At 70.6% G+C, this 23189-nt stretch carries 20 protein-coding genes and 2 pseudogenes; 13 read left to right on the forward strand and 9 right to left on the reverse strand.

Annotated features, from left to right (window positions below; translation table 11 throughout):
• Positions 1-208: 208 nt before the first annotated feature.
• The 5 genes from QE377_RS10760 to aspS form a co-directional block, all read right to left on the reverse strand.
• Positions 209-1315 carry an ABC transporter ATP-binding protein gene (locus QE377_RS10760; protein WP_307322874.1) on the reverse strand — a complete coding sequence of 369 codons (1107 nt, stop codon included), beginning with the start codon at positions 1313-1315 and terminating at the stop codon, positions 209-211.
• Positions 1312-2115, reverse strand: coding sequence for an ABC transporter permease (locus tag QE377_RS10765; RefSeq protein WP_307322877.1), 804 nt, complete (start codon positions 2113-2115; stop codon positions 1312-1314). The genes QE377_RS10760 and QE377_RS10765 overlap by 4 nt, the downstream gene beginning before the upstream one ends.
• Complete coding sequence (locus tag QE377_RS10770) at positions 2112-3062, reverse strand: ABC transporter permease (RefSeq protein WP_373459527.1); 951 nt, start codon at positions 3060-3062, stop codon at positions 2112-2114. Before QE377_RS10770 ends, QE377_RS10765 begins: the two co-directional genes overlap by 4 nt.
• On the reverse strand, positions 3041-4177 hold the full coding sequence (locus tag QE377_RS10775) for an ABC transporter substrate-binding protein (protein ID WP_307322880.1): 1137 nt from the start codon (positions 4175-4177) through the stop codon (positions 3041-3043). Before QE377_RS10775 ends, QE377_RS10770 begins: the two co-directional genes overlap by 22 nt.
• Before the next feature lie 324 nt (positions 4178-4501).
• Complete coding sequence (gene aspS / locus QE377_RS10780; protein WP_307322884.1) at positions 4502-5845, reverse strand: aspartate--tRNA(Asn) ligase; 1344 nt, start codon at positions 5843-5845, stop codon at positions 4502-4504.
• A gap of 46 nt (positions 5846-5891) precedes the next feature.
• Here aspS and QE377_RS10785 point away from each other — a divergent pair, with 46 nt between their 5' ends.
• The 7 genes from QE377_RS10785 (at position 5892) to ccsB (ending at position 12001) form a co-directional block, all read left to right on the forward strand.
• Complete coding sequence (locus QE377_RS10785; RefSeq protein WP_307322887.1) at positions 5892-6389, forward strand: DUF6264 family protein; 498 nt, start codon at positions 5892-5894, stop codon at positions 6387-6389.
• A 114-nt stretch (positions 6390-6503) separates the two neighbouring features.
• Positions 6504-7184, forward strand: coding sequence for a DedA family protein (locus tag QE377_RS10790; RefSeq protein WP_307322889.1), 681 nt, complete (start codon positions 6504-6506; stop codon positions 7182-7184).
• A gap of 56 nt (positions 7185-7240) precedes the next feature.
• A complete protein-coding gene (locus QE377_RS10795; RefSeq protein WP_307322892.1) occupies positions 7241-7870 on the forward strand; it encodes a histidine phosphatase family protein in 630 nt (209 codons plus the stop codon).
• A complete protein-coding gene (locus QE377_RS10800; protein WP_307322895.1) occupies positions 7867-8475 on the forward strand; it encodes a TlpA disulfide reductase family protein in 609 nt (202 codons plus the stop codon). The genes QE377_RS10795 and QE377_RS10800 overlap by 4 nt, the downstream gene beginning before the upstream one ends.
• Entirely contained in the window at positions 8472-9206 is a 735-nt protein-coding gene (locus QE377_RS10805) for a cytochrome c biogenesis CcdA family protein (RefSeq protein ID WP_307322897.1), read from the forward strand. Before QE377_RS10800 ends, QE377_RS10805 begins: the two co-directional genes overlap by 4 nt.
• Entirely contained in the window at positions 9187-10986 is a 1800-nt protein-coding gene (locus QE377_RS10810; RefSeq protein WP_307322900.1) for a cytochrome c biogenesis protein ResB, read from the forward strand. Before QE377_RS10805 ends, QE377_RS10810 begins: the two co-directional genes overlap by 20 nt.
• A 4-nt stretch (positions 10987-10990) precedes the next feature.
• Positions 10991-12001 carry a c-type cytochrome biogenesis protein CcsB gene (ccsB, locus tag QE377_RS10815; RefSeq protein WP_307322902.1) on the forward strand — a complete coding sequence of 337 codons (1011 nt, stop codon included), beginning with the start codon at positions 10991-10993 and terminating at the stop codon, positions 11999-12001.
• Between the two features lie 213 nt (positions 12002-12214).
• Here the strand turns inward: ccsB and QE377_RS10820 are convergent, their stop codons facing one another.
• Positions 12215-14218, reverse strand: coding sequence for a YhgE/Pip domain-containing protein (locus tag QE377_RS10820; RefSeq protein ID WP_307322904.1), 2004 nt, complete (start codon positions 14216-14218; stop codon positions 12215-12217).
• A complete protein-coding gene (locus QE377_RS10825; protein ID WP_307322906.1) occupies positions 14215-16977 on the reverse strand; it encodes an efflux RND transporter permease subunit in 2763 nt (920 codons plus the stop codon). Before QE377_RS10825 ends, QE377_RS10820 begins: the two co-directional genes overlap by 4 nt.
• A 138-nt stretch (positions 16978-17115) precedes the next feature.
• On the opposite strand from QE377_RS10825, the gene QE377_RS10830 reads away from it, so the two are divergent.
• Entirely contained in the window at positions 17116-17739 is a 624-nt protein-coding gene (locus tag QE377_RS10830) for a TetR/AcrR family transcriptional regulator (protein WP_307322908.1), read from the forward strand.
• Here QE377_RS10830 and QE377_RS10835 read toward each other — a convergent pair.
• Positions 17723-18724, reverse strand: coding sequence for an o-succinylbenzoate synthase (locus tag QE377_RS10835; RefSeq protein ID WP_307322911.1), 1002 nt, complete (start codon positions 18722-18724; stop codon positions 17723-17725). The two genes, QE377_RS10830 and QE377_RS10835, sit on opposite strands and share 17 nt — an antisense overlap.
• A gap of 34 nt (positions 18725-18758) precedes the next feature.
• Here QE377_RS10835 and QE377_RS10840 point away from each other — a divergent pair, with 34 nt between their 5' ends.
• The 5 genes and pseudogenes from QE377_RS10840 to QE377_RS10860 all read left to right on the forward strand — a co-directional run bounded on the left by QE377_RS10840 (position 18759) and on the right by QE377_RS10860 (position 22905).
• Positions 18759-19556: an LLM class F420-dependent oxidoreductase gene (locus QE377_RS10840; RefSeq protein WP_307322914.1), complete on the forward strand. Its 798-nt coding sequence runs from the start codon at positions 18759-18761 to the stop codon at positions 19554-19556.
• A 2-nt stretch (positions 19557-19558) separates the two neighbouring features.
• Positions 19559-20461, forward strand: coding sequence for a 1,4-dihydroxy-2-naphthoyl-CoA synthase (locus QE377_RS10845; RefSeq protein ID WP_373459528.1), 903 nt, complete (start codon positions 19559-19561; stop codon positions 20459-20461).
• Positions 20458-21586: pseudogene (locus tag QE377_RS10850) on the forward strand (AMP-binding protein). Before QE377_RS10845 ends, QE377_RS10850 begins: the two are co-directional and overlap by 4 nt.
• Before the next feature lie 25 nt (positions 21587-21611).
• Positions 21612-22572, forward strand: a pseudogene (locus tag QE377_RS10855) (1,4-dihydroxy-2-naphthoate polyprenyltransferase).
• Positions 22573-22671: 99 nt separating this feature from the next.
• Complete coding sequence (locus tag QE377_RS10860) at positions 22672-22905, forward strand: GNAT family N-acetyltransferase (RefSeq protein ID WP_307322921.1); 234 nt, start codon at positions 22672-22674, stop codon at positions 22903-22905.
• A 4-nt stretch (positions 22906-22909) separates the two neighbouring features.
• Here the strand turns inward: QE377_RS10860 and QE377_RS10865 are convergent, their stop codons facing one another.
• Positions 22910-23176: a DUF4229 domain-containing protein gene (locus QE377_RS10865; RefSeq protein WP_307322924.1), complete on the reverse strand. Its 267-nt coding sequence runs from the start codon at positions 23174-23176 to the stop codon at positions 22910-22912.
• Positions 23177-23189: the final 13 nt, after the last annotated feature.

Genomic DNA, 23189 nt, shown 5'->3' on the forward strand with positions numbered 1-23189 from the left:
GGTGCCGGCTCGGGTGATACTTCGTGCCCGCGGCGGGGTGCGTCAGGTGCCGGCATCCGCTCGGTGCGGCGGTTTCCGCATCCGGCCCGCCGCCGATGCCACACTTCTCCGCATCCGCCACAGAGGTTTCCTGTCGCGGATGCGGAGAAGTGTCGCGATTGCGCAACCGCGACGCAACTCGGGCAGGTTGGGGAGGGCGCCGGCGGGCTCAGTGGCGCGGACGCGTGGCCACCGGCACCGGATCGAGCGCGATGCGCACGGTGTCGCCGTACTGCACGCGCTCGCCGGCGTCGTGCTGCACGTTCAGCATCGTGCCGTCCGCCGTGCGCACGACCGATCGCCGGAAGCTGCCCAGGAAGGTGCTCTCCTGCACGGTCGCCTCGACCCCCGGCGCCTCGGATGCGGTGAAGCGCACGTTCTCGGGTCGCACGAACACGTCGACCGAGCCCGCATCCACCGGCGTCTGCAGCGGCAGGCGCTGGCCCCAGACGTCGACGAAGTCGCCGACGACGGTGCCGGGTACCAGGCTCGAGACGCCGACGAAGGCGGCCACCTGTGCCGTGGCGGGCTTCAGATACAGCTCCTCCGGCGTGCCGATCTGGTCGATGCGGCCCGCGTTCATCACGGCGATGCGGTCGGACACCGCGAGCGCCTCTTCCTGATCGTGCGTGACGAACACCGTCGTGATCCCGAGTCGCAGCTGGATGCGGCGGATCTCGTCGCGCAGCTGCACGCGCACCTTCGCGTCGAGTGCCGACAGGGGCTCGTCCAGCAGCAGCACCCGCGGCTCGGTCACGAGTGCGCGCGCGAGCGCCACCCGCTGCTGCTGACCGCCCGAGAGCTCGTGCGGGAACCGGTCGGCGAGGTGACCCAGGCCGACGAGGTCGAGCGCGTCTGCCGCCCGCCGAGCGGCCTCGGTCTTGCCGACGCCGCGACGGCGCAGACCGAAGGCGGTGTTCTCGAGCACCCGGAGATGCGGGAAGAGCGAGTAGGACTGGAACACCATGCCGATGTCGCGCTTGTTCGTGGGGACCCCCGACACGTCGCGCCCCGCCAGCAGCACCTCGCCGTCGGTGGCGTGCTCGAGGCCGGCGAGGACGCGCAGTGCTGTGGTCTTGCCGCAGCCCGACGGGCCCAGCAGCGACACGAACTCGCCGGGGGCGATGTCGAGGTCGACGCCGTGCAGCACGCGCGTCGCGCCGTAGTCCTTGACGACGCCGCGGAACTGCACGCGGCTGCCTGAGCCGGCCTCCGCGAGCAGCATGTTGTCGGAGGTCGAGGGGAGCCCCCGCAGCGGTGTGTCTGCCGTGGTCATGAGTTCTTCCTTCCGGCGCCCAGGCGCCCGGCCCGGCCGATGATGAGCAGCAGCACGAACGCGAAGGCGAGTGCCAGCAGGGTGAAGATGGCGGCGGCCCACGCATCCTGTCGGTTGATGAGGACGAGCGCCGTCTGCAGGACCTGGCGGTTCAGCAGAGAGGCGATCGTGAACTCGCCGAGCACGACGGCGACCGAGATGAGGGATGCGGCGAGCAGCCCCTGGCGCAGGTTGGGCACGATGACCCGCACGAGCACGGCGAACCACCCGGCACCGAGGGTGCGTGCGGCCTCCGACAGCGTCTTGATGTCGATCGCGTCGATCGAGGCCTGGATCGAGCGGTACGTGAAAGGCAGCACAAGCACGCCGTACGCGAAGGCGAGCGTCCACGCGCCCGTGCCGAGGGTCCGACCGATCTGCAGGTAGATCGGGGCGAGACCGACGACGAGCACGATCGCGGGGATCGAGATCGGCAGCAGGGCGAGGAACTCGAAGCCGCGTCGCAGTCGGGGGAACTTCAGGGCGACGAGCACCATCGTGGGCGTGAACAGGAACAGCACGAGGGCGACGGTCACGGCCGCGAGGGAGAGCGAGTTGCCGAGCCCTGTCCAGATCGGGGCGTACTTCGCGGCATTCGCCGGATTGAAGACGGCCAGCCACCGCGTCGGGGTGAGAGCGTCGGTGCCCGGCAGCGGCGCGAGCGTGAACAGGACCGTTGCGACGAACGGCACGGCGAAGACGACGCCGACGACGATGCCGATGATCCAGCGGATGAGGGGGGAGGGGGCGAAGGTCTTCACGCCTGCCACCTCGCTGCCCGACGCTGGATGAGGGCGTACACACCCATCACGACGGCCACGACCAGGATCATGCCGAACGCGAGCGCGCCGGCGAGGTTCTCGCGTCCGAGCAGCGTCTCGCTCGTGAGCGCCGTGCGGATCTGCAGCGGCACGATCTGTGAGCCCTGGCTCGCCAGCGCCGCCGCCGTCGCATACGAGGAGAAGGCGTTCGCGAACAGCAGCAGGAGGCTCGCGAGGAACGACGGCGCGAGCACCGGGATGCCGATGTGCAGCCAGAAGCTGCGCGGAGTGCCGCCGAGGGTCTGATGGGCCTCGGCCCACTGGGGCTTCAGAGCCGCGAGGGCGGGCATGAAGGTGATGATCATGAGCGGCACCTGGAACACGATGTACGCGGGGATGAGGCCCGGAACGGAGTAGATCCATGCACCGTCGGCGTACGGGTCGATGCCGAGCACGTGCTTCAGCAGCAGCGTGACGACCCCCTGCGTTCCGATGGCGGCGACCATGACGAAGGCGAGCATCACGCCGCCGAACTGCGCCAGGACTCCGGATGCCGCATCCACCGTGCTGCGTACGAAACCGGTCTCAGGAAGCCCCAGCATCGCGTAGCAGACCACGGCTCCCACGACCGCGCCCAGCAGGGCCGTCAGCAGCGACACCCAGGTCGAGTTCCAGAACGTCATGAGGATGACGGGGTCGCCCAGTGCCGCGACGTTGTCGAGGGTGAACGCACCGCGGGCATCGAAGAGCCCCGAACCGACGGCGAGGACGGTCGGCAGGGCGAGGAAGAGGGCGATGTACGCCGCGAACGGGGCAAGACCCAGCCAGGACAGGTCACGGGCGGCGCCCCGTCGCCGGGGAGCCTGAGGCTCCCCGGCGACGGGGCGTGCGTCCTGCGTGTCGCGGTCGGCCACGACGGATGCGGTCACGAGACGGCCGCGGCCCACTTCTCACCGAGCAGGGTGCCGGCGTCGGTGCTCTGCTGCTCGCTCGGCACGACGGTCTTGTCGGGCGTCGCGGGCAGGGCTGCGGCCAGCTTCTCGTCGAGCGTTCCGGCGGTCTGCATGGCGTCCATGCGGGCCGGGCGGGCGCCGCCGGCGAGCCACAGGTTCTGTACCTCGTCGCTGTAGAGGAACTCCTGCCAGAGGCGGGCCGCCGCCGGGTGCGGCGCGCTCTTGTTGATCGCCTGGTTGTAGTACCCGGCGTACCCGGTGCCGTCGAAGACGACGACCTTCCAGTTGGGGTTGCTCTGGGTGTGGGTCGCGTTGAGGTAGTCCCAGTCGAAGACGACGGGCGTCTCGCCGCTGGCCACGGTCGCGCTGGTCACGTCGAGCTTGAGCATGTTGCCGGCGGCGTTCAGCTTGCTGAAGAAGTCGATGCCGGGCTGGTAGTCGTCCAGCGTTCCGCCGGACTGCACCGTGGCCATGCCCACCGCGGCGAAGGCCGCGCCCGCCTGCGTCGGGTCGCCGTTGATGGCGACCGTGCCGCGGTACTCGTCGCCGAGCAGATCGTCGAGGCTCTGGGGAGCGGGGAAGCGCGACGAGTCGTAGCCGACAGACATGTACCCGCCGTAGTCGCCGACGAACAGCCCCGTGGGCTCCTTGAGAGCGTCGGGGATGTCGTCCCAGGTCTGCACCTTGTAGGGCGCGAACGACGCCGTGTTCTGCAGCGCGACGGTGAGACCCAGATCGAACACGTCGGGCGCGGTGTCCAGACCCTCGTTCGTCTTCGCGGCCTGGATCTCCTCGGCGCTGGAGATGTCGGGCGACTGCTCCTCGACGGAGATCTCCGGGTAGCGCTGGGTGAACAGGTCGATGATCTCGCCGTAGTTGGCCCAGTCGCGCGGCAGGGCGATCACGTTGAGCTTGCCCTCGGCCTTCGCCGCGGCCTCGAGGTCGGCGAAGGTGCCGAAGTCGGCGACGCTCGTGGCGCTCTGGGCCTTGGAGGAGTCGTCGGAGGACGCCTCGGCGGTGCCTGCGCAGCCGGCGAGGGCGACGGCGGCGATCGCCGTCAGAGCGATCCCGGCGACGGCGCGGCCGCGGCGGGTGGAGCGGATGGTCATGCGGATTCCTCTCGGGTAGTTCGATGCGGCCGCGCGCGAGGGGCGCGACAGATCGGGACGAGAGGAAGTTATGAGGGGACGGTGACGGGGGTCGGCAGCGGCGGTGAACGGGCCGTGTACGCAGCGTGGCGAGTGCGGTGGGCCCGGGCGGTGGGCGCGCGGCATCCGCCGACCGCCGCGTCTGCCCGCATCCGCCACAACGCAAGAGCGCCACTTCTGCGCACCTGCCACAGGATCGACCTGTCGCGGCTGCGCAGAAGTGGCGCATCTGCTCACATGCGTCGCAACTCGGGTACCCGGGGTGGGGCCGAGGGCGGCGGGGCGTCAGGGGGCGAGGCGCGTGGGGCCGCGGAAGAGGAAGGTCACCTCGCGGATCGAGTCCTGGCCGAGCATGAGCATCAGCACACGAGCGAGGCCCATGCCGAAACCGCCGTGGGGCGGGATGCCGTAGCGGAAGAAGTCGAGGTAGTGCTCGAGACCCTCGAGCGACAGGCCCTTCTCCAGCGCCTGCGCCTCGAGCACTTCGATGCGGTGTTCGCGCTGCGCACCGGTCGTGATCTCGGTGCCGTTGAACAGCAGGTCGTAGCTGTTCGTGAGGCCGGTCTCGGCGTTGCGCATGTGGTAGAACGGCCGGATCTCGGGGTGGTAGTCCGTGATGAACACGAACTGGTGGTCGTACGTCTCGCGCACGTGGGCGGAGATCTGGCGCTCGCCCTCGGGGTCGAGGTCGCCGTCCGTGCGCGGGATGTCGTAGCCGCGCGCCTTCACGATCTCGCGCGCCTCGGCGAGCGGGATGCGGGGGAACGGGAGCGTCGGCACGACGACGTCGATGTCGAACAGCTCCTTGATCTCGTCGCCGTGCTTCTCCTTGACGGCGGTGAAGGCGGCCGCGAGCAGCTCCTCCTGCATCGCGGCGACGTCCTCGTAGGAGTCGATCCACGACAGCTCGGCGTCGACCGAGGTGAACTCGGTCGCGTGGCGGCTGGTGAAGCTGGGGTCGGCGCGGAAGACGTCGCCGATCTCGAAGACCTTGCCGAAGCCGGCGGCCTGCGCCATCTGCTTGAAGTGCTGCGGGCTCTGCGCCAGGTACGCCGTCTGGTCGCCGAAGTACTCGAGCGCGAACAGCTCCGCGTTGCCCTCAGCGGGCGTGGACATGAGCTTGGGGGAGTGGATCTCCACGTAGTCGCGCTCCACCCAGTAGGTGCGCATCGCGTGCTCGAGGGTCGTCTGGATGCGGAAGATCAGGTTGTTGCGGCGCTGACGCAGGTCGATGAAGCGCCAGTCCATGCGCTTGTCGAGGCCGCTGTCGGCGGCGATGGGCGTCTCCGGCAGCGCAGCCGCCGCGATCTCCAGCGATGCGATCTTGATCTCGACGCCGCCGAGCTTGACGCGCTCGTCGTGCTTGAGCTCACCGGTCACCGTCAGGAACGTGCCCGTGGCGAGGTTCGAGATCGTCTCGGTCAGTGCGAGAGCCGCTGCCTGCTCGGCCGTCGCGTCGTCGCCGAGCTCGCGGGTGGCAGGGTTCACGAGCTGCACGGCGCCGGTCTCATCGCGCAGGATGACGAACTGCACCTTCTTCTGATCGCGGACGGTCTCGACCCATCCGGACACCGAGACACCTCCCGCGGGGAGGGACTTCAGCTGCTTGACCAGAACGCGTTCACTCACGAGAGAGCAGTCTACGGGCCGTGCCCGGCGCCCGTACGATGGCCGCGTGAGCAGTGAGCGCCCCGGCGAGGAACCCGCGATCTTCCGGTTGCCGCCCGAGTCGTTCCGCGTCGGCTCCGGCGAGGCGCCGGCGGCCGTCCGTCCGGAGCCGGCCGCGCGCGCGGATCGTCCGGCCCCGACGCCGCAGCGCGACACCGGGCGTACTGCGCCTCGTCGGCGACGGAAGGCGTGGGACATCGTCCTGACGATCGTGCTGCTGGTCGCGACCGCCACCGTCGCGGCGGTCGCATCCGCGCTCGCTCTCCTGTTGGCCTCTTCGTCCACCGGATGCGGCGCCGACGGTCGCGTGTGCCGCACGGAACTGCTCCAGGGCGGGGTGTGGACCATGCTCACGGTGCCGTGGATCGCCTTCGTGCTGACGGCGTTCTTCGCCGTGCTGCTGCTCGTCGTGCGTCGCCGCGCCTTCTGGGTGCCGCTGGTGGGGACCGTCCTCGCCGCGCTGAGCTGGGTCGTGGGTGCCTTCCTCCTCTGGGCCGCCGTCTGACCCTGTGGCGATGAGGCCGCGGGCGATTTCCCAGCCGCGGTTCACCGGCGATGGGTACCGTGTGCGCGACGCACGACATCCTTCGCCCGATCACCGAGAGTCTCGAGGACCCCGATGACCCAGGTCGCTCCGCCTGTCCGCGCCTCGTCGAACGAGTCCTGGCTCAGTCAGCTGATGGACGCGCTGGTCGGACTGATGGAGTGGATCGGCCCCATCGGTGCGGGGATCGCGATCGCTCTGGAGAGCGTCTTCCCGCCGCTGCCGAGCGAGGCGATCCTGCCGATGGCGGGGGTCACGGCCAGTCGCGGGGGCTTCACCCTCGCCGAGGCGCTCCTCTGGACGACGGCGGGCTCCGTGGTGGGGGCGCTCGTGCTCTACGGCATCGGCGCCTGGCTCGGCATCGATCGGCTGCGCCGGGTGGCGGCGAAGGTGCCGCTGCTGCATCCGGAAGACATCGACCGCACGGTCGCCTGGTTCCACAAGCACGGCGGCAAGGCGGTGTTCTTCGGGCGGATGGTGCCGCTGTTCCGCAGCTTCATCTCGATTCCCGCGGGCGTGACCCGCATGCCGCTGTGGCGCTTCGTGCTGCTGACGGCCGCGGGCAGCCTGCTGTGGAACACGATCTTCGTGCTCGCCGGCTACTTCCTCGGCGAGTCGTGGCACATCGTCGAGCAGTACGCCGAGGTGTTCCAGGTGATCGTCATCGTGGTCGTCGCCGCGGGCATCGCGTGGTTCGTCTACGCGCGGGTCCGGTCCCTGCTGGCGCACCGACGCCGCGTGGGCGCCCGCGACTGACCGCTACCAGCTGACGCTCAGTCTCTTCATATCCGGCATCCACGTAAAATCGGGGGGTGCCCGCCGAACGCCTCCACCTCGTGCGCCATGGCGAGGTCCACAACCCCGACCGTGTCCTGTACGGTCGGCTGCCCGAGTTCCGGCTGAGCGCGGCAGGTCGTCGGATGGCGCGCCAGGCCGCGGAGCACGTGCAGGCCGAGGGACGTCCCGTCACCGCGCTGGTCTGCTCGCCCCTGCAGCGCACGCGGGAGTCGGCCGAGCCGTTCACCGAACTCTTCGGGTTCGAGCCCGTCGTCGAGCCCGACGTGATCGAGCCGTGGAACGTGTTCGAGGGCAAGCGGATGCGGCGGGCCCTCGCCAACCCCCTGAACTGGCGTCACGTGACGCGCCCCTCGGTCCCGAGCTGGGGCGAGCCGTACGCCGAGGTCGTCGCGCGGATGCAGCGGGCCATGGCGAAGGCATGGAATGCGGTTCCCGCGGGCGACGTCGTCATCGTCAGCCACCAGCTGCCGATCTGGGTGACCCACCTTGCGATCGCGGGCCTGCCGCTGCGGCACGACCCGCGAGCCCGACGCTGCGCGCTGTCGAGCGTGACGAGCTTCGAGGGCGGGCCGGGCGCCTGGTGCGAGATCGCCTACGCGGAGCCCGCATCCGCCGAGGGCGCCGTCGATGTAGGAGCAGTATGAGAGTCCGTCCCCGCCGCCTCGCCGCGGCCTTCGTCGCCGGCGCGCTCGCAGTCAGCCTCGCCGCCTGTACGGCGAACGATTCTCTCGCCGACCAGTACCGGGAAGGATCGAACAAGGGCTACATCGGCGCCGACGGCGTGCCGATCGTCGAGACCCCGCCGGCCGAGCGTTCCGATCCCATCGTGTTCACGGGTGTGAGCGACAGCGGTGAGACGGTGACGAACGAGGACTACGCGGGCCAGGTGCTCGTCGTGAACTTCTGGTACGCCGCGTGCGGCCCTTGTATCGTCGAAGCGCCGCGCCTCGAGAAGTCGTACGAGGACCTGAGGGGCGAGAACGTCTCGTTCCTCGGCATCAACACCTACGATCAGGCGCCCACGGCCGCATCCTTCGCGAAAGACAACGGCATCAGCTATCCCAGCCTGCTCGCGGTCAACGACAGCAAGCTGAAGCTGTCGTTCGCCGACGCCACACCCCTCACGGCCACCCCGACGACTCTCGTGCTCGACAAGCAGGGCCGGGTCGCCGCGCGCATCGTCGGCGAGCTCGGCGACGCCTCGATCCTCACCACGCTTGTGCGCGACGCCCTCAAGGAGGGTTCGTGACCGGCATCGTCGCCGAAGGAGCGCTCTGGGTCGCGATCCCTCTGGCGCTCGCCGCGGGGCTCGTCTCGTTCCTCTCGCCCTGCGTGCTCCCGCTCGTGCCCGGATACCTCGGCTTCCTCGGAGGAGCGGCGGGGACCGCATCCGGTCGCAGGGGGCGCGGGCGCCTGCTGCTGAGCGTGCTCCTGTTCATCGCCGGGTTCACGGTGGTCTTCATGGCGATGACCGTGCTCGGCGGCTCGCTCGGTCGGTTCTTCCTCGAGTACTCCGACATCATCACGCGCGTGCTCGGTGCGGTCGTGATCGTCATGGGGCTCATCTTCATCGGCCTGTTCGGCTTCGCGCAGCGCACGTTCAAGCCCAACGTCCGGGGGAACCTCGGACTGGTCGGCGCGCCGCTGCTCGGCCTCGCCCTGGGCATCGGCTGGGCGCCGTGCATCGGCCCGACGCTCGCGACGATCCTCGCGCTGTCGTGGAACATGGGCGACCCCGGCCGCGCGGCAGTCCTCGGGCTCGCGTACTCGCTCGGGCTGGGCATCCCCTTCCTCCTGCTGGCGGCCGGCTTCGGCTGGGCCAGCAAGTCGGTGTCGTTCCTGCGCCGCCACATCCGTGCCATCAACATCTTCGGCGGCGTTCTGCTCATCGTTCTCGGTGTGCTGATGGTCACCGGCGTCTGGAGCTCACTCATGTCGCAGTTGCAGGGGGTGCTGGTCAATGTCCCGCTCCCCATCTGATCGAGCCGACATCTCGGAACCGCTGCGTCCCTCCGACCACGTCGACGGCCGCCCCGCTCCGGCACGTGACGACGATGTGACGTCGCCGCGTCTCGGACCGATCGAGTGGCTTCGGTGGGGATGGCGGCAACTGACGAGCATGCGCACCGCCCTCGTGCTGCTGCTCTTGCTGGCGATCGCCGCGGTGCCGGGCTCGATCTTCCCGCAGCGCTCCGCCGATCCCAACGGTGTGACGCAGTTCCGGTCCGACAACCCGGACCTCTTCCCGGTGCTCGACTGGTTCAAGCTGTTCGACGTCTACAGCTCGCCCTGGTTCTCGGCGATCTACATCCTGCTGTTCATCTCGCTCATCGGCTGCGTCATCCCGCGCACGCGGCACCACTGGAAGGCGCTGCGCGCGCGCCCGCCCCGCACGCCCGCGCGCCTCTCCCGCCTCGACGACCACCGCGAGCTCGTGGTGCGCCTGCCCGAGGGCATGGATGCCGCCGACGCGGCGGAGGACGCCGTCGCCTCGGCCTCGGCGCTGCTGCGCACCGCCCGCTACCGCGTCGAGCGCTACGACGGCCGCGGCTTCCTGTCGGTGTCGGCCGAGCGCGGGTACCTCCGCGAGACGGGCAACCTGCTCTTCCACATCGCCCTCGTGGGTGTGCTCATCGCGGTGGGCGTGGGCGGAGCACTGACCTACACCGGCCAGCGGGCGATGGTGCAGGGCACGAGCTTCGTGAACGCCTTGACCGACTACTCGTCCTTCAACCCCGGACGCTTCGTCGACGCCGACCAGCTCTCCCCGTACTCGATCACCCTCAACAGGTTCGACGTCACGTACCAGCCCTCCGGCACGGCGGCAGCGGGGCAGGCCGGCGACTTCGTGGCGCACGTGACCACGCAGCTGCCGGGCCAGGATCCGCAGGACGGCGAGGTGCGCGTCAACCACCCGCTCGACATCGCGGGAGACCGTGTGTATCTGATGGGCAACGGCTACGCGCCGATCGTCACGGTGCGCGACGCCGACGGCGACGTCGTGTTCCGCGACGCCGTGCCCTTCCTGCCCCAGAACAACAACATGACCTCGCTCGGCGTGGTCAAGATCGCCGACGGCATGCCGCAGCAGCTCGGTCTCGTCGGGTTCTTCTATCCGACCGCGCAGCCGCTGGACACCGGTGCGTACACCTCGGTCTACCCCGATCTGATCTATCCCGTGCTGAGTCTCGACGTCTACGAGGGCGACCTCGGCATCGACGACGGCACGCCTCGCTCGGTCTACACCCTGGATCCGACCGGCATGACGAAGCTCACCGGCATCGACACGGACAAGTCCTCGATCCAGCTGCTTCCGGGCCAGACGACCGATCTGCCGAACGGCCTCGGCACGATCACGTTCGAGAACGCCGCCGACCCGAGCCAGAACGAGGTCACCGACGGAACCCTGGACTCGGGCTCGCCGGGCGCCGACTACTCCCAGGCCGTGCCGCGGTTCGTCTCGCTCTCCATCCACCACGACGTCGGCGCGCCCTGGGTGCTGCTGTTCGCGGTCATCGCACTCGCCGCGCTCCTGCTCGCGCTGTTCGTGCCCCGCCGCCGGATGTGGGTGAAGGTCACGCCGCGCGATGGCGCGCTGCTGATCGAGTACGCGGGCCTCGCGCGCGGGGAGGACCCGCAGATCGCCGTTGCCGTCGACCAGCTCGCCGATCGGCACGGACGTGCCTTCGCCGAGGCCGCGGAGGGTGAGATCATCGACGCGGATCGGCCGACCCCCGCCGCAGACCCGAAAGTAGACTGATCCCATGCCCGAACAGCTCTCGCTCGACGCGGTCTCGCTGCTCACCGTCTGGACGGCGGTCGCGATCTACGCGCTCGCGTTCATCGCGTACACCATCGACCTCGCTCGCCGCTCTGCCGACGCTGCCGACCGGCAGGACGCCCTCGTACGCGATCGCGAGCTCGTCGCCGCCGGTGGAGAGACGATCTCGCAGGTTCGGGCGAGCGAAGAGCGCGCCGCCGCATCCCTCGCGGCGCGCGGACGCGAACGCTCGCGTCCGGTGTGGGCGCGCATCGGCACCTCGCTGACCTGGCTCGCGTTCCTCTTCCACCTCACCGGCGCGGTGCTGCGCGGCATCGCCGCCGAGCGGGTGCCGTGGTCGAACATGTACGAGTTCGCCCTGACGGGCACCGTGCTGATCGTCGCCGTGTACCTGGCCGTGCTGTTCCGCTACGACCTGCGCTTCCTCGGCGCCTTCATCACGGGTCTCGTCGCCGTGCTCATGGGCTGGGCCACGCTCCTCCACGTCGACGTCGTGCCGCTGGCCGACCCGCTTAAGAGCGTCTGGCTCGTGGTGCACGTGTTCGTCGCCTCACTGGCGACGGCGTTCTTCGCGCTCGCCTTCGCGCTGTCGGTGACGCAGCTGCTGCAGGCGCGGCGCGAGCGCAAGGCGGCTGCTGCCGACGCGAAGACCGGGCCGCGGTTCCTGCGCATCCTCCCCGGTGCCGATGCGCTCGAGTCGCTCGCCTACCGGTTCGCGATCGTGGGCTTCATCTTCTGGACCTTCACGCTCATCGCCGGGTCCATCTGGGCCAACGACGCGTGGGGTCGCTACTGGGGCTTCGACACCAAAGAGGTGTGGACCTTCGTGATCTGGGTGCTCTACGCCGGTTACATCCACGCCCGTGCCACACGCGGGTGGCGGGGCACGCGGTCGGCATGGCTCTCGATCATCGGCTTCAGCGCCGTGATGTTCAACTTCACGATCGTGAACCTCTTCTTCAAGGGCCTGCACGTCTACAGCGGCCTCAGCTGACCCGCATCCCTGCACCCTCGTGCCCCGGCGCCTTCGGGCGGCCGGGGCACGCTGCTGTGCGGGGCCGAGCGGCCGCATCCGCCGGCGTCCCGCTCGTCCGCGCGTCGGAGTACCCGTCGAATGTCGGAGGATGCGGCCTCGATGCTCCGACGGGAGCGCGTTTCTCCGACCGGGGGCACGGGGTCAACCCGCGCGGCCCCGTCGACCCTCGGGTCAGGCGAGGGCGGCGCGGGCCGAGACGGTGCGGCGACGGGAGACGACGATCGTGGTCGCCACGAGCGACAGCAGCAGCCACACGACGAGGACCGTGACGCCGGCCGTCACCCCGCCGGCGCTCGTGAGGGCGCCGAGCATCGCGGCGTAGGCGGGCTGCACCGGCAGCACGGAGGCGATCGAGGTCAGCACGCCCGGGACCGTGGAGACGACCCCCGTGGCCACGACGAAGGCGCCGATGATGGCCCCGATCCACCGGCCTGCGCCGCCGAAGACGGCCACGAGAGCCTGGTTCACGCCGGCGAAGGCGACACCGGCGACCACGCAGATCGCCGCGAAGATCGACCAGTCCGCCCAGTCGTAGCTCGCCGCGAGCTGCACGACGCCGGCCACGAGCAGACCCTGCACGGCGCCGAGGATGGCTCCGGGGGCGAAGGCGCGCAGTGCGAGCGTCACCGAGGACCGGCGGCTCGTGAGGGCCCGCGCGGACACCGCCTGGAACGCCACGTACGACCCGAGACCCCCGAACCAGAGCACCAGGGCGGTGAGCAACGGGATGGCGGCCGCGCCGAACAGGTTCGAGCCGATGCCCTGCGCCGAGACCGGCTCGGCGACGACGGATGCGGTCTGCTGCGCCTGCTCGTCGGTGTAGGTCGGGACCTGATCGACGGCCGTGTCGAGTCCGCTCGCGAGCGAGCCCGCACCGCTCGAGAGCTGGTCCACGCCGTCGGCGAGCGACGTCGCGCCGGTGGATGCCTGGTCCGCCCCGCTCGCGAGCGCGCTCGCACCGCCGGCCAGCTGAGAGACGCCGCCCGAGAGCTGGGCCGCGCCCACGGCGAGCCGGTCCGCGCCGGTGGCGAGGCCGCCCGCGCCGGACTGCAGGTCGCGCGCACCGGCGGCGGCCTGCGCGATGCCCGCGCTCGTGTCCGTCATGAGCTTGTCGATGCCGTCGGCCGTGCCCTGGCCGTAGCCCGCGGCAGTTCCCGCCGCCGTGCCGATGCCCGCGACCGTGCCGGGGGCGGGGTTCTCGGCGTCGCCGATCGTGGCGAGCAGATCAGCGCACAGGGCGGCCGTGGGGCCGTACGTCACGTAGCACTCCTGGACGAGGCCGCCGAGCGTCGCGCCGAGCTTCTGCGTCTGCGTCAGGGCGCTGTTCGCGGCCGTCGTCGTGGCGGCCGCCGCGTTCTTGAGGTCCTGGTTCACCACGGCGTCGGATGCGGCGTCCAGACCCGCCGCGAGAGTGCCGGCACCGTCGGAGAGCTGGCGTGCGCCGGAGGCGAGCTGCTGCGCGCCCCCGGGCAGTGCCGCGGCGCCCGCTGCAGCCTGCGAGGCGCCGGAGGCGAGCTGGTCGGCGCCCGTGGCGAGCTGACCGACACCGCTGGACAGCTCGGTCGCGCCCTGAGCTGCGCTCGCCGAACCGTCGGCGAGCTGTTGCGCGCCGCTCGCCGCGTCGCCCAGCTGATCGTGCAGCGTCGTGAAACCGAGCAGCACGTTCGTCAGGTACTGCTTCGAGACGGCGCTGCCGAACACGGATGCGGCCGTCTGCGTGATCTGTGCTGTGATCGCCTGGTCGACCACGCGCCCGTCCGGTGCGCTCTCGACCGAGATCGTCGCCTGCTCCGGAGTCGAACCGGGGGCGGTCGAGGTGGCGGCGGCGGAGAAGTTCTCGGGGATCGTGATGACCGCGCTGTAGGTGCCGTCGGCGAGGCCCGCCGCCGCATCCTCATCGTTGGAGATCGTCCAGTCGATGTTGCTCGGCACGTCCGACGAACCCTCGACGAGGCCCGCGGTGAGCTGACGTCCGAGCGGAGCGAGCTGCCCGTCGATCTCCACCGGCTTGTCGTCGTTCACGATCGCCGCCGACATGTTCTCGAGTCGCTCGACCGGGTTGTAGAGAGCGGCTACCAGAAGCCCGCCGATGACGACGGGCAGCAGCACGATCCCGAGGACCGTCAGCCAGGTGACGGGGCGTCGGGCGTGGGAGCGTTCGATGGGGACGGTCATGCGAGCACCTCCGCGGGAGCCGTGGGAAGGGTGACGGGTTCGCCGGTGCGATATCCGGCGTCGGTGAGCAGCGTGCGCGCGGCGGCGATGTCGGATGCGGACCCGACGGCGGTGGCGACGATCGTGAGCCGTCGCGCCGCGGCATCGCGGAGCAGCGCCAGTGCCGTGTCGCGTTCGGGGTGGGGCAGCCGCTCGAGGCGGTCGATGCCGTCGACCACGACGACGGCGGGCGTGCCCGACAGTGCGTGTCGGAGGTCGTCGACGGGGTCGGATGCGGTGGCCAGCAGCGCCATCCCGGCGCGCGCCCGCACCCAGGCGCCGCGCTCGGGCAGCAGGTGGCCCGCCACGCGCAGGCGTCCGTCGCTCGGGCTCAGCCGGCCCGCCAGGACGAGCGTCAGCGCGTGCGTCGCGGCGGGATCCTCCGCCGCGACCACGAGCGCCTCACCCGGATCGACGGTCGCATCCACCGGACCGAACACGGGCCTGGTGTCGGTGCGCAGCGCGAGCTTGTCGGCGACGACGGCCGAACCGGTGCTCGCCCACTCGCGCAGCGAGAGCTCTCGTTCGACGGCCTCGCCCTCGATGTCGAAGTGCGGCAGGACGCGCTCCAGCCACTTCGGCATCCACCAGGCCTTGTCTCCGAGCAGCGCCATGACGGCCGGGACGAGCGTCATGCGCACGAGGAACGCGTCGATGGCGATTCCCGCCGCGAGTCCGAGGGCGATCGGTTTGAGGTTCGAATCGCCTTCGGGGACGAAGGCCGCGAACACGGCGAACATGATGATGGCGGCCGCCGTCACCACGCGGGCGGATGCGGTGTAGCCGCTGCGTACGGCCTCGAGCGCGATCTCGCGTGCCGGGCGATGAGGGTTGTCGCGGCGGGCGTGCACGAAGTCCTCCCGCATCCGGGACACGAGGAACACCTCGTAGTCCATCGCGAGACCGAACAGCACGCCCATCAGCACGATCGGCATGAAGCTGATGACGGGCCCGACACGCGCCACGTGCAGGAGATCGGCGAACCAGCCCCATTCGAACACCGCCGCGACGACGCCGAACGAGGCGGCGACCGAGAGCAGATACCCGAGCGCCGCTTTGACCGGCACCCAGATGGAGCGGAAGACGATCATCAGGAGGATGAGGGAGAGCCCGACGACGAAGATGCCGAAGGGCAGCAGCGCCGCCGACAGGCGGTCGGAGATGTCGATGGCCACGGCCGTGAATCCGGTGACCTGGAGATCGACGCCGTACTCGTCGAGGAGACGATCGTGCTGGGCGCGGAGGTCGCGAACGAGCTCGGCCGTGGCCGGGTCGTCCGGCGCAGTCTCCGGCACGATCTGCACGATGCCCGTGTCGGCCGCCTGGTTCGGGGTCGCAAGGGCGACCTCCTTCACGCCCGGGATGCGGGAGATCTCGTCGCCGAGATCCTTCATGAGGGTGAGGGGGTCGGTCGAGGTCACGATCGTCCCGGTCATGATGAGGGGGCCGTTGGCTCCCGGGCCGAAGTGCTCGCTCGTCAGGTCGTAGGCGACGCGGGCCGGGTCTCCCTTCGGCAGCTGACCGGCGTTGGGGAGAGCGAGCGCGAGGCTCGTCGCCGGGATGGCCGCCGCGCCGAGCACCGCCACGACCGCCACGCTCGTCACGACGGGGTGGCGCGTCACCATGCCCACCCACCGCGCCGAGAAGCCGCGCCGCTCGGGAGCGGCCGCATCCGCCCGGCGGCGGTCGCGCCGGCCCCAACCGCGCACGCGACCCTTGACGAAGCCGAGCATCGCGGGGGTCAGAGTGACCGCGACCAGTACGGCGATCGCGACGGCGACGGCCGCCGCGACGCCCATCGTCGTCAGGAACGGGATGCCGGCGAAGCCGAGGCCGATGAGCGCGATGAGCACCGTCATCCCGGCGAAGAGCACGGCGGAGCCGGCGGTGCCGGTCGCGCGGGCCGCGGATTCCTCGGGGTCCGCGCCGCTTCGCACTTGATCCTGATGCCGGGAGATGATGAACAGCGCGTAGTCGATGCCCACCGCGAGGCCGAGCATGAGTGCGAGCAGCGGCGTCGTCGAGGACACCGAGGCGAAGGCCGTGGCCACGAAGATGAGCGCCATCGACAGGCCGACCCCCAGGACCGCCGTCATGAGCGGAAGTCCCGCGATGACGAACGAGCGGAACGTCACGATCAGCACGACGAGTGCGATCAGCAGGCCGACGAGTTCGGTCACGGTGACGCCGGGCAGCGACACGGCGAACAGGTCGCCGCCGAGCGCGACCTGTGATCCTGCGGGGAGCTCGGGCTCCAAAGCGTCGACGGTGGATTGCAGATCGGTGCGCGTGGACTCCGGCACGTCGGTCGCCTGACCGTCGAACTGCATCCGCACGATCGCGGCGCTGTCGTCGTCGGAGATGCTGCCGGTGATCGACGCGTCGTAGGGGTCGGTGACCGCGAGCACCCCGTCGAGCTTCTCGATCGTCGAGATCGTGTCCTCGATGCGCGTGCGGTAGTCGTCGTCCGTGATCTTCGTGCCGTCGGCGGCGACCACGACGAACTGCGCGTTCGTGCCGCTGACCTGGGGGAAGGTGCGCGAGAGCTGTTCCAGCCCCGCCTGCGACTCGGTGCCGGGGATCGAGAAGCTGTTGTCGGTGCCCTGCGAGAACACGGCGGCGCCGCCGCCGGCGAGAACGAGCAGCAGGAGCCATGCGATCAGCACGCGCCACGGGCGACGGTACGACCAGCGGCCGAGCGAGTACAGGAGCGTGGACACCGGCGCCTCCGTGGGTCGAGGTGATCGGGCGGGTTCGATACGGGAGTGTATCCGATACAACTGTGTATCCTAGAGTCGCCTCCGTGGTGAACCTGGGCGATCGATGAGAGCCACATGGACGTGGTGGAAGGAGAGATCGTGACGCAACCCGCCGTGCCCCGAAGCCGGGAGAACACCCGCGCGCGGCTTCTCGCCGCCGCATCCGAGGTCTTCGCGGAACTCGGCCTCGAAGGCGCATCCGTCGAGGCGATCTGCGAGCGTGCCGGCTTCACGCGCGGCGCCTTCTACTCCAACTTCGCCTCCAAGGAGGAGCTGCTGCTCGGGCTGATGCAGCAGGTCGCCGATCAGAAGCTGGAGCAGGTGACCGAGCGGGTGCGCGAACTCGGCGAGGACACCTCGGTCGACCGCAATGTCGCCGAACTCGTCACGAGCGTCCTCGACGTCGGGACCGATGGACCGACGGGTGTCGTGCTGATGAGCGAGATCCGCACGAACGCGATGCGCGACGTGCGGCTCGCCGAGGCCTACCTCGGCTGGGAGGCCGCCATGGCGGAGCGGGTCGCGGAGATCATCGGCGACATCGCGGGTACGTACCGACTGCGGCTGCGCATCCCGGCGATCGAGTTCGCGCGCCTGGTGCTCGACATCTGGGACGCCACCTGCGCCTTCTCGGTCATCTCGGGCCTCGCCCCCCTGGCCGCGAAGGATTTGCTCACCCAGCGCACCGCGATGCTGGCGGCGGCGGTCACCGACGCGGAGTGAGCTCCGCGCCGCTGACGAGGCCGTAGCAGCGCTCGAGGCGCTCCTCCCACCAGACGCGGCGGGCGGACGGGGCGGCATAGCTGCCCAACAGGTCGGCGTCCGGCACCGCGCGCCGCACCTCGATCGCGCCGCCGGCGGCGCGCAGCGGCTCAGCGGTCACGTCGGCCGCCAGCAGCGACGCCGTCCCCAACCCGCAGTCGTAGTCCAGCTCGGGCAGTGCCGCAGCCAGGGCGAGTCCCATGCCGAGTCCCACCGAGGTGTCCAGTGCGCTGGAGACGACGGCGGGAAGCCCCGCATCCGCGACGATCCGCAGCGCCCGGCGCACACCGCCGAGCGGCGCCGCCTTGACGACCAGCAGATCGGCCGCCTGCTCCCGGGCGACGCGCAGCGGATCCACGGCCTTGCGCACGCTCTCGTCGGCGGCGATGTCGATCCCCGAGCGATGCACGCGCCAGCGGAGCTCGGCGAGCTCCGCCACGCTCGCGCACGGCTGTTCGGCGTACTCGAGGTCGTACTCGGCGAGTGCGCGCAGCGCGTGCTCCGCCTCGTCGACGTTCCACCCGCCGTTCGCGTCGATGCGGATGCGGCCGGCCGGCCCCATCGCCTCGCGCACCGCGGCGACGCGCGCGACGTCGTCGGCCAGGGTCTGCCCGGCTTCGGCGACCTTCACCTTCGCGGTGCGGCAGCCGTCGAAGTGGCTGAGCACCTCCGCCACCGCGGATGCGGGGACGGCGGGAACGGTGGCGTTGACCGGGATGCGGGCGCGCACCGCATCCGGCTGCGGATTCCAGGCGAAGTCGATCGCCGCGGACAGCCAGGTCGCCGCCTCGTCATCGTCGTACTCGGTGAACGGGGAGAACTCCGCCCACCCGGCGGGCCCCTCGAACAGGAGCGCCTCGCGCACGTCGATGCCGCGGAAGCGGGTGCGCAGCGGAAGCGCGACGACGTGGAGGTTCGAGCGGATGTCGGCGAGCGCGGGAGTCACCGCTCCATTGTGCGTGCGGTCGTAGGCTGACGGCATGCCTCTTCTCGATACTCCGGTCCGCCTCGGGCTCCAGCTCCAGCCGCAGCACGCCGCCTACTCCGACATCCGCGACGCCGTCGTGCGGTTCGAGGACATGGGGGTGGACATCCTGTTCAACTGGGACCACTTCTACCCGCTGCACGGCGACCCGGACGGCGCGCACTTCGAGTCCTGGACCATGCTCGCCGCGTGGGCGGAGCAGACCGAGCGCGTCGAGTTCGGTGCGCTCGTGAACTGCAACAGCTACCGCAACCCCGACCTGCAGGCGGACATGGCCCGCACGATCGACCACATCAGCGCCAAGGGCGGCGAGGGACGGTTCATCTTCGGCACGGGCTCGGGCTGGTTCCAGCGCGACTACGACGAGTACGGCTACGAGTTCGGCACCGCGGGCTCGCGTCTGAACGACCTCGCCGACGGCCTCGCGCGCGTGACGACGCGCTGGGGCAAGCTGAACCCGGCGCCGACCCGCCGCATCCCGATCCTCATCGGCGGCGCGGGTGAGCAGAAGACCCTGCGTCTGGTCGCACGTCACGCCGACATCTGGCACAGCTTCGTCGCGCCCGAGGACATCGCGCACAAGGTCGGCGTGATCGAGAAGTGGGCCGAGACCGAGGGGCGCGACGTCTCGAAGCTCGTGATCTCGAACGAGCTCAAGGATCGCGACGAGGAGTACGCCGACGCGCTGTTCGCCGCGGGTGTGCGCACCTTCACGCTGGGACTGAACGGCCCCGACTACGACCCGGAGATCGCTCGCCGCTGGCTGCGCTGGCGCGACGCGAAGAACGGCTGAGCGTGGGCGTCTCCGAACTCTTCGACCCTGCGGAGTGGGAACTCGCCCCAGGGGCCGATTCCTACACCGACATCACGGCGCACGTCTCGCACGACGGCCGCATCGCACGCATCGCGTTCGACCGCCCCGAGGTGCGAAACGCGTTCCGTCCGCACACGGTGGACGAGCTCTACCGCGCGCTGGATGCGGCTCGCCAGAACCCGCGCATCGGGGTCGTCCTACTCACAGGCAACGGCCCGAGCCCGAAGGACGGCGGGTGGGCGTTCTGCTCCGGCGGCGACCAGCGCATCCGCGGGCGCGACGGCTACAAGTATTCCGACGACGAGACCGCCGTGGCCGACCCGGCACGGGCCGGACGCCTCCACATCCTCGAAGTCCAGCGCCTGATCCGCTTCATGCCGAAGGTCGTCATCGCCGTGATCCCCGGCTGGGCGGCGGGCGGCGGCCACTCGCTGCACATCGTCTCCGACCTGTCGATCGCCTCGGCCGAGCACGGCCGGTTCAAGCAGACGGACGCGGATGTGGGCTCCTTCGACGCGGGCTACGGCTCGGCGTACATGGCCCGTCAGGTCGGTCAGAAGATCGCGCGCGAGGTGTTCTTCCTGGCGGAGGAGTACTCGGCCCAGCGCGCGTACGAGATGGGCGCGGTCAACCGTGTCGTCCCGCACGCCGACCTCGAACGCGAGGCCATCGCGATGGCGCGCACGATCCTCACCAAGTCGCCGACGGCGATCCGGATGCTGAAGTTCGCCTTCAACGCGGTCGACGACGGGCTCGTGGGGCAGCAGGTCTTCGCCGGCGAGGCGACCCGCCTGGCGTACGGCACCGACGAGGCGGTCGAGGGCAGGGACGCGTTCCTCGAGAAGCGCGAACCGGACTGGTCGCCCTACCCGTGGCACTACTGACCGCCCGGCCCCCCTCGGCGCCCGGCGCCCGCGGGGTGCTGGGGGCGGTGCGCGCGGCGCTCGACGGCGCCGGCCCGGCCGTGCACCTCGGCGGCGCAGCGCCGGTGCCCGTGCCGGCGGGGGTCGCCGCGGTCGTCACGACTTCGGGGTCGACCGGCTACCCGAAAGATGTGCTGCTCAGCCGCAGCGCTCTCATCGCGAGCGCGAGCTCCACCGCCGCGCGGATCGGGGAGGGCGCCTGGCTGCTGGCGCTGCCCGCGACCTACGTGGCCGGGTTGCAGGTTCTCGTACGCTCGCTGCTGGCCGGGCACGAACCGGCCGTCCTCGAGGGTCACTTCTCGGTGGAGGGCTTCGTCGCCGCCGCGCGGGGCATGGCCTCCGCTTCGCACGGCGCACGCACGCCGACCTACACCTCGCTCGTCCCGGCGCAGGTGAGCCAGCTGATCGCCGCGGCCGACGCACCCGAGGTGCGCGATGCGCTCGGCTCGTTCGAGGCGATCCTCGTCGGCGGACAGGCGCTTCCGGATGCCGTGCGCGAGCGGGCCGCGTCCCTCGGAGCGCGCATCGTGCGCACCTACGGGGCGAGTGAGACGAGCGGCGGATGCGTGTACGACGGCGTGCCGCTGGACGGTGTGCGCGTGCGGATCGCGGACGGCGAGGTGCAGCTGTCGGGACCGATGCTCGCCGAGGGATACCGCGACGATCCCGAGCGCACGGCCGCCGCCTTCGTCCGTGACGTCGCGGGGCAGCGCTGGTACCGCACGGGAGACGCCGGCTCGTTCGACGACGGTCGTCTGCGGGTCACCGGCCGTCTCGACAACGTGATCGTCTCCGGCGGGGTCAACGTGTCGCTCGACCGGGTCGAGCGCGTCGTGCGCGGACTCCCCGGGTTCGCGGACGCGGTCGTGGTGGGTGCGGCGCACGAGCGGTGGGGCGAGACGCCCGTCGTCGTCGTGCCGGGGGAAGCGGCCGCATCCCGCGCGCCTGGACGAGGTGCGCGCCGCGGTCGGCGCCGACCTCGGAGCGCCGGCGCGACCCGACCGCATCGAGGTGGTCGCGAGCGTCCCGCTGCTGTCCAGCGGCAAGCCGGACCGCCGCGCGCTTCGTGCGCTCATCGAGCGCTGATCCCGCCGCAATAGGATTACTGCTCGTGGCCAGTAAGACCAAGAAGAAGCGACCCGGCGTCTCGGGCAACCCCCAGAAGGCGCGCGCGCAGGTCGGTCCGCGCCCGGTGCGGCGCACAGGCGCGGGGGATTGGATCGAGGGTGCGCGGCTCCGCACGCTCCCGCTCGCCGTCTCCCCGGTGCTGCTGGGGACGGGGGCGGCGCTCGTGATCGACAACGCCCTGCACTGGCTGCTCGCGCTCGGATGTCTTGCCGTCGCCGTCCTCCTGCAGATCGGCGTGAACTTCGCCAACGACTACAGCGACGGCGTGCGCGGCACGGATGACTTCCGCGTCGGACCGGCTCGTCTGACGGGGAGCCGGCAAGGCGAAGCCGCGCACCGTGCTGATCGTCGCGCTGACCTTCTTCGCCCTGGCCGCGCTTGCGGGGCTCGCGCTCACCATCCGCACCCAGCAGTGGTGGTTCCTGGCCGTGGGAGCCGTCTGCATCATCGGTGCGTGGTTCTACACCGGCGGCAAGCGGCCCTACGGATACGCGGGGCTCGGCGAGGTCGTCGTCTTCGTGTTCTTCGGCCTCGTCGCGACCCTCGGCACGACCTGGGTGCAGGTGCAGGCGCTGCCGCAGGAGGCCTGGTTCGGCGCGGTCGCCGCGGGCCTGTTCGCCTGCGCCGTGCTGCTCGCCAACAACCTGCGCGACATCGAGCCCGACAAGAAGGCCGGCAAGAAGACGCTGAGCGTGCGAATCGGCAAGCGGGCGACGCAGGTGCTGTTCACCGTGATCGTGCTCGTGCCCTTCGCGATCTCGATCTTCCTGGCGCTGTTCTACCCGCCCGCGTGGCTCACGCTGCTCGTGCTGCTGCTGGTGCTTCCCGCGGTGCTGATCGTGTGGACGTATCGCGAGCCGAAGGAGCTGGTGGTCGCGCTGAGTCTCACCTCGCTCGGCTCGCTGGCCTACGCGGCGCTGGTCTTCTGGGCTCTCCACGGCTGAGCGGCGGACGACCATGGTCTTCGTCGCGGACACCGATCCGGCTCGCCTCGACCGCGCCTGGATCTGGCGGATGCTCTCGAGCGAGGTGTACTGGCATCGGTGGCGTTCGTCAATGACGCGTACCTTGCGGACGTGGTCGTCGATCCCGCCGCACGCGGCGCCGGCGCCGGCAAGCTCCTCGTGCGCACCATGATCGACGAAGGTCCCGGTGCCGAGTTCCGCTGGACGCTGTTCACCGGCGACGCGCACGGCCTGTATCGGCAGTTCGGTTTCGACACCCCCGACGAGACGGCGATGGTCCGCCCCGGAACGCGGCGGGTGCGCGAGGGCTGAGGGCTCAGTCCCCGGATGCGGCGTCTTCGGCCTCGGCGTCGTCGGCACCGAGCGGGCGGCGCGGCTCGCGGGGCTTGCCGAGATCGGCCGTCGCCTCCGCCAGGGGCCGGCGCAGGAAGAGGATGGACAGGCTCAGCCCGATCAGCGCGGCGAAGATGGCCGCGAGCCAGTACAGCTCCTGGAACACGGGCAAGAGCATGAGGATCGCGAACGGCACGAGGAACGCGAGAACGCGCAGCACTGAATAGACGATCGCGGGACGGGCCTTCACCCCCTCATCCTAC

Origin of the sequence: Microbacterium sp. SORGH_AS_0862, from assembly GCF_030818795.1 — a bacterium.
GTDB lineage: Bacteria > Actinomycetota > Actinomycetes > Actinomycetales > Microbacteriaceae > Microbacterium.

Coding starts and splice junctions, on each gene's coding strand:
- ccsB (WP_307322902.1), top strand. CDS start 10,991: ATGCCCGAACAGCTCTCGCTCGACGCGGTCTCGCTGCTCACCGTCTGG.
- QE377_RS10760 (WP_307322874.1), bottom strand. CDS start 1,315: ATGACCACGGCAGACACACCGCTGCGGGGGCTCCCCTCGACCTCCGAC.
- QE377_RS10800 (WP_307322895.1), top strand. CDS start 7,867: ATGAGAGTCCGTCCCCGCCGCCTCGCCGCGGCCTTCGTCGCCGGCGCG.
- QE377_RS10820 (WP_307322904.1), bottom strand. CDS start 14,218: ATGACCGTCCCCATCGAACGCTCCCACGCCCGACGCCCCGTCACCTGG.
- QE377_RS10810 (WP_307322900.1), top strand. CDS start 9,187: ATGTCCCGCTCCCCATCTGATCGAGCCGACATCTCGGAACCGCTGCGT.
- QE377_RS10840 (WP_307322914.1), top strand. CDS start 18,759: ATGCCTCTTCTCGATACTCCGGTCCGCCTCGGGCTCCAGCTCCAGCCG.
- QE377_RS10775 (WP_307322880.1), bottom strand. CDS start 4,177: ATGACCATCCGCTCCACCCGCCGCGGCCGCGCCGTCGCCGGGATCGCT.
- QE377_RS10790 (WP_307322889.1), top strand. CDS start 6,504: ATGACCCAGGTCGCTCCGCCTGTCCGCGCCTCGTCGAACGAGTCCTGG.